Here is an 8,667-nt window from a genome sequence, read left to right as displayed (position 1 = left end):
TCCCAGGCTTTTTAAATCCTCAGATTTTTTGGATATGCCTATCTCTATGTTTTTATCTGCTTTTAAAGTGCTTAAAGCTTTTTTAAGCTCAAGAATTTTATTGTTATCCAGATCTTTCAAAGGAGTGTAGTGAGGATCAAAACTATTATGCGAATCCACGATGGCAATATCTCTAACCGCTCCTCTTCTCAACTTCCTTATAATTTTCATGCCCAGGTCAAAATCAATGTCATCAAATCCATATTTTTCTGGAGAGAGAGACAGAATCAATGAATGTCCAAAAAGCTGAGCTTGATATTTGATGTCTGTTTCAAATGTTTTAATACCGCTCCCTTTTTCTTCAAACGAAAGTTTTGTAACGTGCTCTTTAATAACCCTGTTCATGTGTTCAACATCCTCGTCTCCTCCACAGTTATCATCATGCGTGGTACTGGTATGAAATATGAATATGTTGTCAGAAACATCTTTCATCATATTTTTTAGCTTGTACTGAAAATTGCTGCAGCCAACCTCTCCAAAAGGACCAGGGTGCACATAAGGAAATAGAAACACAGCCTTGTTTTTATTATTGGCTTTAAAGACTATAAAGCTCAGAGGAATCTCTTTTATAGAGTACATTTTTTGCATGAATTTACTTAATGATTTCATATCTTCAGCAGCCTGCGTGCTCACATAGTTTACAAAAGTGCCTACATAGTTTAACGGGTTTTCATTATACTCTTTTACAAAATCAGAGATCAAAAACCTTAAAAATAGTCTTGCAGTAATAATAAAAACTATGCCAGAAAGTAGAAGTGGTATAAGATATAGGAGATCTTTGTCATGAATATAATAAAGTATTGCAAGTCCCAGAACATAGTTATATGATATAATATTGTATTTTATCTTATTAATATCAAGAAAAGGGCTGTAAAAAATGAATCTTATAAATGGTGATATTGAAAATGAAAACAAGAGGCTGAAGCCCAAGTCTTTCGTTATTATATATAATATTATGAAGATAACAAAACAGATAAAAAATGTAATCTCGTTCAAAAGTGATATTCTATTTATAGGAAAAAATATTTTATATAATTTAATAAAAAAATAATCTAACAAGATCACTAATATGAATGGTGAGATCAATAGTAAAACAATGCTCAATAATGATAATCTTGCAAAAAGCTCGAAAATCAAAATTACTATGATGATCACTAATGATGTCCATGCAAAATTAGGTGCTTTAAACATCCTGTTTTTCAAGTTTAAGAAATATTTCTCACCTTTCAGATCCATTATTGATGTATATATTAATACTCTATATTTTTTTTTCTGAATGTTAAAAAAAATTAAAGATAGATAAAACCAAAAAATATGTAATTGTTTCAAGTGAGCGTTTTATATTAAAGGTCACATTTTCCAGTTTGGCATGCAGGATCAAAAGTGGCACTTACTTTCAAATACTCATCATTTTCTTTCTTTTCTAATATCAGATCTATTGACTTAATATCCCTCGTCGCTTTATTTTTAGTATCAGAACCTTTATAAATCACCTGAACGCTCTTGCTGCCATCCCTGTATATTGTTATACCTTTGCAGTTTAATCTGTAAGCATCTAAATACGCTTTTTCTACATCGATCATCGTAGCATCGTTTCTCAGGTTTATAGTTTTTGAAACAGCATTATCTACATACTTCTGAAATGCTGCCTGCATTAATACATGCCATTTGGGATCAATGTCATGTGCAGTAATAAATATCTTTTTTGCATCTTCTGGAATGTCGAGATGCTGGACCGATCCGGTCTTTGCAACCTCTGCCATCAGTGCTTCAGAATAAAACCCATGTTTTTTAGAGTACTCTTCAAATAGCGAATTAATTTCAAGTAGTTGTGTACCATCCATCACGTTTCTTATAAATGCGAGCGCAAATAAAGGCTCAATGCTGGAGGTAGTATCTGCTATTATGGAAATAGTGCCCGTGGGTGCGATTGTGGTAGTGGTCGCATTACGCATCTTTCTAGGATACCACTTTGAATCTTTCCAGGCTGGGAAGGTGCCTCTTTTTTCAGCAAGTTCTTCACTCATTTGATGACTTTCATCGTTTATGAATTTCATTACTTTTTCAGCAATATCCAAGGCATCGTCAGAGTCATAAGGCACATTTAGCTTAAGTAACATCTCTGCAAAACCCATCACTCCAAGCCCTATTTTTCTGGTGAGCTTGGTCATCTCTTCAATGCTTTTTAATGGGAATTTATTAGCATCAATTACATTGTCCAGAAAATGAACAGATTCCCTGACAATCTCTCTCAACAGATCCCAGTCTATCTTCCCGTCTGTCACGACAAGAGACAGGTTAATAGACCCTAGATTGCAAGATTCATATGGCAATAATGGTTGTTCACCACAGGGATTTGTGGACTCAATCTCTCCTAAATGAGGTGTTGGATTTTTTCTATTGATCTCATCGATAAATATTATGCCTGGATCTCCTGTTTTCCATGCCTGTGATATTATCAGATCCCAGACTTTCTTCGCATTTTCAGTTCTGACAACGCTTTTATCTCTGGGATTATAGAGATTGTACTGTGAATTGGAAAATAATGCTTTCATAAACTCATCAGTGACTGCCACCGATATGTTAAAATTGCTGAATATCTTATTATCTGAATCTTTAGAGGTAATAAATTCCAGAATATCAGGATGATCCACCCTCAAAATGCCCATATTTGCGCCCCTTCTTTTTCCACCCTGCTTGATCACGTCTGTAGCTACATCAAATATGCGCATGAAAGATAATGGGCCAGAGGCAACACCTTTGGTAGATCCTACAAGGTCCCCGGATGGCCTGAGCCTCGAAAACGAGAATCCGGTTCCACCTCCAGACTTGTGAATCAATGCTGCATTTTTTACAGCATCAAAAATGCCATCCATAGTATCTTCAACAGGTATTACAAAACATGCAGAAAGCTGTCCTATATTGGTAGAGGCGTTCATCAAGGTTGGAGAGTTTGGCATAAAGTATTTTTGGCTCATTAAATTATAAAATTTTACAGCAGTGTTTAATATACTATCTTCTTTTTCGTTCAGTATTTCCAAAACTTTTGAAAATGGTACTTTCATCATTTTTTCTTCATTAAGAGAGGTATATGCATGTTTCAGCATAGTATATTCAACTGAAGATAGATTATGGTCTATATCATCAATATTCCAAATTTTCTGTGCTGCATTTTTATCAAATATTTCATCACTGTAGAGAATATCGATCATAGCGATATATTTAGAAACGCGCTCATACATCTGTCTTGGTGTTTCTATGATTTCTCCTTTTTCATTTTTCAATAAATATCTGTTTTCAAGGACCTTAATAGCATTAATAGAGTGTTTTAGATCATCTTTTACACCGTATGACTTCTTGATTTCCCTGATTAGTTTTCTCTTTTCTCTGTATATTATATAAGCTTTAGCAACTTTAGTATAACCTTCAACCATCAATACTTCTTCTATAATGTCTTGGATCTCTTCAACTTTAGGAGTGGTAATGTGCTCTATTTCAAGCTTTTTCACTACCTTTTCAGCTAATTTTTTTGAAGTGATATAATCTTCAGAACCAACTGATTTTAGTGCTTTGTATATCGCATTAATTATCTTCTTAATATCGAAAGTCGCGACGCTTCCGTCTCTCTTAACAACGTTCTCTATCATAAAAATCACTCTTTTTGAAGGTAGAAAAGAATAAGAAATAAGTATAATTTAAAACTTTTTAGTACCGAATATGGTAAAAAATAGTGACCATGTTAATGTATAACACATATTAAAAAACATGGTAAACATCATTTTTTGCTAATGAAAAGGTTGCGGTATGCATCTATGCTGCCTATATCTACCCATGTCCCCACATATTTGATCCCATAAAGCTCTGTTTTTTTCAATAACCATGAAATGAAAGTTCCTAAAGTATCTTTATTTTCACTGTTTTTTACATATTCCTCTAAAAACTTTTTGATCTCTTTTTTGAACAAATAAACGCCCATGCTTATTAAGGTACTGTCTGGATCTGCAGGTTTTTCAGTGATCTTTAAAATTTTTCCGTCAGAATCAATCTTTACAACCCCAAATCTTTTAGCTTCTTCAAGTTCCTTTATATCATATAATCCTATTACAGACTTGTTGAGTGATCTGAACTTTTCAAAAGATGTGTCTAGATCAAAATCAAAAAAATTGTCTCCTGCAATCACTATAAAATCAGAATTTATATTTAACTTATCTAATACATACTCTATTCCCTTAACAGCTCCAAACTTCTCAGATTCAGATCTTGTAGGCTCAATTATTAGCTCCATATTTTTGTAAGATGGATGAGTATTAATATAATATCTAAATTGATCTGAAAACTTGTAATTTGTAGATATTATTATCTTTTCAAAATTTAAGTTTTTAACATGATCCAAAATATGATCTATTATAGGTTTGCCAGAAACCGGAAGCAATGGCTTTGGAATAAACTCTGAGATCGGCATCAGCCTTTTTGCAAATCCCCCTGCCAATATTATTAATATCATTAAAAAGAAAATAAGATGAAAATATTTATAGTTTTTTATACTCCAATATCAGTAATGAGATCCGACAGGTCAATGATCTGCAACTTCACTTTTGTAGGTATGCCATCCTTGGACCAACCACGTACCTGATAATAGTCATCAAGCATCTTTTGCAGCTCTTCTTCTTTTACGTACGCTCCTTTAGACACACCTTTCGGAATAGGATCATGCGTCACACGATATGGTAACTTGTCATCTTTTCTCGACAATCCTTCTCTGACATTAAAGCTTTTCTGTATATTGTAAGATCTCTCACCAACAAGCATAAGCTCTGACGGACTCATGTCAAATCCAGTGACCGCATATATAATGTCAGGAAAACCTTCAAGGAAAAACATATGTCTTGAAAATTTGCACATGCCTACAGTATCATATACTGTCATCAAATCTTCCATAGTCTTGACTTCAAATCCCTTGTTATTGGCAGATAACCTGTCTACGCCCTCAAACTTCCACCACTTCCCGGTCAGTTCCAGTCCATAGACCCCAGCAGTCAAATGACAAGCTCCTCTAACAGAGACCGCCTCGGCAAGAGCCATGCCTTTTATGCCTCTCACATCATATGCTGGAGGCTCAAGACCTTTTACATGCATTGCGAACTCTTCACCTTTTCCAAGCTTTTCTACGGCACTTTTCACGCCATCTGCCAACAAGTTACCTAAATATCCCTCTCTGAAAGCCATCTCTTTCAACAGCTTTGCAGTGCCTTCAACATCTCCAAACTTTGGTGCATCTTTCAATATTCCTCTTTCTCCAGCCTCCATTGCCCATGAGATCGTTAATCCTGCAGAGATGGTATCAAATCCATACAGGTCACATAATAGATTTAAATATGCTACAGCCTCAGGATCGTCAATGTCAAGATTTCCACCTAAAGAATAAAGTGTTTCATACTCAATTCCATCCACTGATACACCTTTATATTTTCCATCTTTTATCTCGAACATGTGCCCGCAAGGTTTGTTACAGTTGGGGCAAGGATGAAACTTCTTTGCATAAATAGGTGCCCAGTAATAGGGATCAATATGCGATTTCTCACCCTCTTTCAAGGTGTCAAAAGCACTCTGAAAATATCCTTGTTGCCAGTTTCTGGACGGAAATGTGCCACGCTGGGTATTCATCCAGCTATAAAATTCGCCAGTGCCATAATTCATATCATCTTTTGCAGCAGGGTGCTCTCTTAGTATCTTTGCCCATTTTTGAACGAGTTCTTTAAATTGCGGGGGATCAAATATTTTTATTGATCCAGAACCTTTTACAGCTAATCCTTTTAATTTTTTAGAGCCAAATACAGCACCAATACCCGTTCTTGCAGCCTGACGCTCTTCACAATCGATACCTGCAATTTTTGACAGGTTTTCTCCGGAAGGACCGATTGCTGCAGTTGCTACTTTTCCATATTTCTCTTTTAGCTTATTCTGGGTCTCTCGGGTATCTAAACCCCACAGATCTGTGTTCTCTATTTTCACGTTATTATCATCTATACTGATAACAACAGGCTCTTTACTCTTCCCTTTTATTATCATCAAGTCATAGCCTGCTTTTTTGAGCTGTACTCCTAACGTAGCACCAGCTACAGCTCTTCCCAATCCTCCTGTAGCCGGAGATTTTGTCAAAAAAACAGTTTTTGAAGCAGTTGGTACTCCTATAGGCACAAACAGTCCCGGAGATATGATGATTGGGTTTTGTTCATCAAATGCATCCGTACCTTTTTTAGAGTCTCTGTAAAGATAATAAGAAGCAAGTGCTAAACCTCCAAGGTATCTTCTAGCAATTTTTTGATCCAGTTCTTCTTCTGAAATCTGGCCAGCAGTCAAATCTATTTTCAAAATCTTACCTGTAAAGCCGAACATATAAATCTTTTAACCAGTAATACTATCAATAATATTAACTATTCGATATGTATAAAAGTACATTTTCAAATCTACAATTTTAACAGTAAAAAAAATCAGACATTCAATAACAAAAACTCAACAGTTTCTTTTATCAGCTCAATACCTTTTTTGATGTTTTCAGGAGAGGTAGCATAAGATATTCTGATATGTTTTGCACCATTGCTTCCAAATGCAGTGCCAGGGGCAACGACGACCCCGTTTTTAAGCAGCGAGATCGCAAATTTATCATCGTCTAAACTGAGCGAATAGGCAGGAAACAGATAGAACGTACCATCTGGAACATGCTGTGAAAATTGTGGTATTCCAGAAAACAGATGCAAAGCAAGATCCCTTCTTTTTTTAAACGATCTTACCATATTTCTTGTAAATTGGTCCGAGTTTTGGATTGCTGCCAGCGCCCCGTACTGTAAAGGAGTTGCAGGGCAAGCGATCAAATAATACTGTAATTTCGAGATTGGTTCAATAAGTTTTCTTGAAGCAATCAAATAGCCAATTCTCCACCCGGTCATCGCATATTCTTTGGAAAATGAGTTTATAAATATCAGCTTATCATATTTTCCAAGGAAAGTAGTCTCATCTCTATCAAAAACTATTTTCATATAAACTTCGTCAGATATTATATATAAATCATGAATCATAGCAAACTCGATAATGTTTTTGATCTCTCTTTCTGACAATACTGTACCTAAAGGATTGCTAGGACTGTTGACGATTATCGCCTTGGTTCTAGAGGTAATAAGAGGTTCTAGATCTGCAAGATCTAAAACGAATTTTTTAGAACTTTGCAAAGGATAAGAAACAGGTATACCGCCTGCTAATGTAACATGAGGTGCGTATATTACAAACCCCGGATCGGGAACCAAAACTTCATCATTTGACTCCAGCAGTGAATATAAAGCCAAGTAGAAAGCTTCAGTGCCACCCATAGTGATTATAACATTTTCTGCTTTTAGGTCTGCATATTTTCTATATTTTTGTGCAATAGCCTCTCTCAGTTCAGGCAATCCAGATGAAGGTCCATATTTATTGAATCCCATCGTGATCGCTTTTTTTGCAGCCATCTGAACATATTTAGGAGGTTGAAAATCAGGTTCTCCTATCCCTAGATTTATAGATTCTTTAGATGCCAAATTAAAAAATTTTCTTATACCGGAAGTTGGAATACTGGAAACTAATCCATATGCCATAATCTCACATTACAATTTAGGTTATAAATGTTTAGTAAAATAATTTTCGAATAAATTGACTGATTTATAAAACAATATTCAAGATCAAAAAATAGATATAGAAATATTTATTATCTTCTTTTTTTATCGATACTCATTAACAAGAGGTGAATTTTAATGCATAAAATGACTGAACTGAATTTAAAAGAAGCATATGCTGGAGAGAGCCAAGCGCACATGAGATACTTGATTTTTGCAGATGTCGCTGAAAAAGCAGGATTTAAAAATGTGGCAAGGCAGTTTAGGGCAATTGCCTATGCAGAGCAGATACATGCAACAAATCATTATAAGAACCTGGGAATGATCAGAGATTCTTCGCAGAATCTTCAGGTAGCAATTGACGGAGAAGCTTATGAAGTAGAGGAAATGTATCCTGTATTTAATCAAACAGCAAAGTTTCAGAATGAAAAAGGAGCTGAGATGAGCACTCATTATGCTTTGGAAACAGAAAAAGTTCATTTACAGATGTACAAAGACGCAAAGAAAGCGGTGGATGAGAAAAAGGATATAGAGCTCGGAGACATTTACATATGTAGTGTTTGTGGTTTCACAGTTGTGGGCAAGTTGCCTGAAAAATGTCCAGTTTGTGGAGCACCAGCATCAGCATTCAAGAAATTCTAAAAATATTTTGATACTTATTAAAATATTTATTTATGCTAATAATATAGAGGAATATATATGTTAAAAGAGATGGACAATGTAAAATTCATTAACTCATACTTACCTGCCAAAGCAGTGGGAAAGTGGGTTGTGTTATATTTTTATCCTGCTGATTTCACTCCTGGTTGTACAAGAGAGGCTAAAGAGTTTAGAGATTTAAAAGACAAATTTGAAGCGGAAGGGGTTGAAATAGTAGGAGTAAGTGTGAAGAGTGAAGAGATACAGAACAAATTTAAAGAGAAGTACAATTTAAATTTTAGTTTAATAAGCGACAAAGACAAAACACTAATAGATAAGTTTGGAG

At 35.1% G+C, this 8,667-nt stretch carries 7 protein-coding genes; 2 read left to right on the top strand and 5 right to left on the bottom strand.

Annotated elements, in window-relative coordinates:
* From QXQ25_06825 to QXQ25_06805, 5 genes are all read right to left on the bottom strand, one after another.
* Positions 1-1,275: DUF2070 family protein (locus QXQ25_06825; protein MEM0161412.1), on the bottom strand; the 1,275-nt coding region annotated here is incomplete at its 3' end.
* Between the two features lie 107 nt (positions 1,276-1,382).
* On the bottom strand, positions 1,383-3,686 hold the full coding sequence (locus tag QXQ25_06820; protein ID MEM0161411.1) for an adenosylcobalamin-dependent ribonucleoside-diphosphate reductase: 2,304 nt from the start codon (positions 3,684-3,686) through the stop codon (positions 1,383-1,385).
* Positions 3,687-3,814: 128 nt separating this feature from the next.
* A complete protein-coding gene (locus QXQ25_06815; GenBank protein MEM0161410.1) occupies positions 3,815-4,543 on the bottom strand; it encodes a nucleotidyltransferase family protein in 729 nt (242 codons plus the stop codon).
* Positions 4,544-4,578: 35 nt separating this feature from the next.
* The gene (locus tag QXQ25_06810; GenBank protein ID MEM0161409.1) at positions 4,579-6,435 is read right to left on the bottom strand and encodes an aldehyde ferredoxin oxidoreductase family protein; all 1,857 of its coding nucleotides are present in this window, start codon (positions 6,433-6,435) and stop codon (positions 4,579-4,581) included.
* Positions 6,436-6,530: 95 nt separating this feature from the next.
* On the bottom strand, positions 6,531-7,664 hold the full coding sequence (locus QXQ25_06805) for an aminotransferase class I/II-fold pyridoxal phosphate-dependent enzyme (GenBank protein ID MEM0161408.1): 1,134 nt from the start codon (positions 7,662-7,664) through the stop codon (positions 6,531-6,533).
* Between the two features lie 156 nt (positions 7,665-7,820).
* Here QXQ25_06805 and QXQ25_06800 point away from each other — a divergent pair, with 156 nt between their 5' ends.
* Positions 7,821-8,324, top strand: a complete 504-nt coding sequence (locus tag QXQ25_06800; GenBank protein ID MEM0161407.1) for a rubrerythrin family protein — start codon at positions 7,821-7,823, stop codon at positions 8,322-8,324.
* Positions 8,325-8,381: 57 nt separating this feature from the next.
* A partial coding sequence (locus tag QXQ25_06795) for a peroxiredoxin (GenBank protein MEM0161406.1) occupies positions 8,382-8,667 on the top strand: 286 nt, incomplete at its 3' end.

Source organism: Thermoplasmata archaeon (assembly GCA_038729465.1).
Lineage (GTDB): Archaea > Thermoplasmatota > Thermoplasmata > Thermoplasmatales > ARK-15 > JAVRLB01.
Note: the sequence above shows the minus strand (reverse complement) of the source record. Positions and strands in the feature narration are given on the sequence as shown.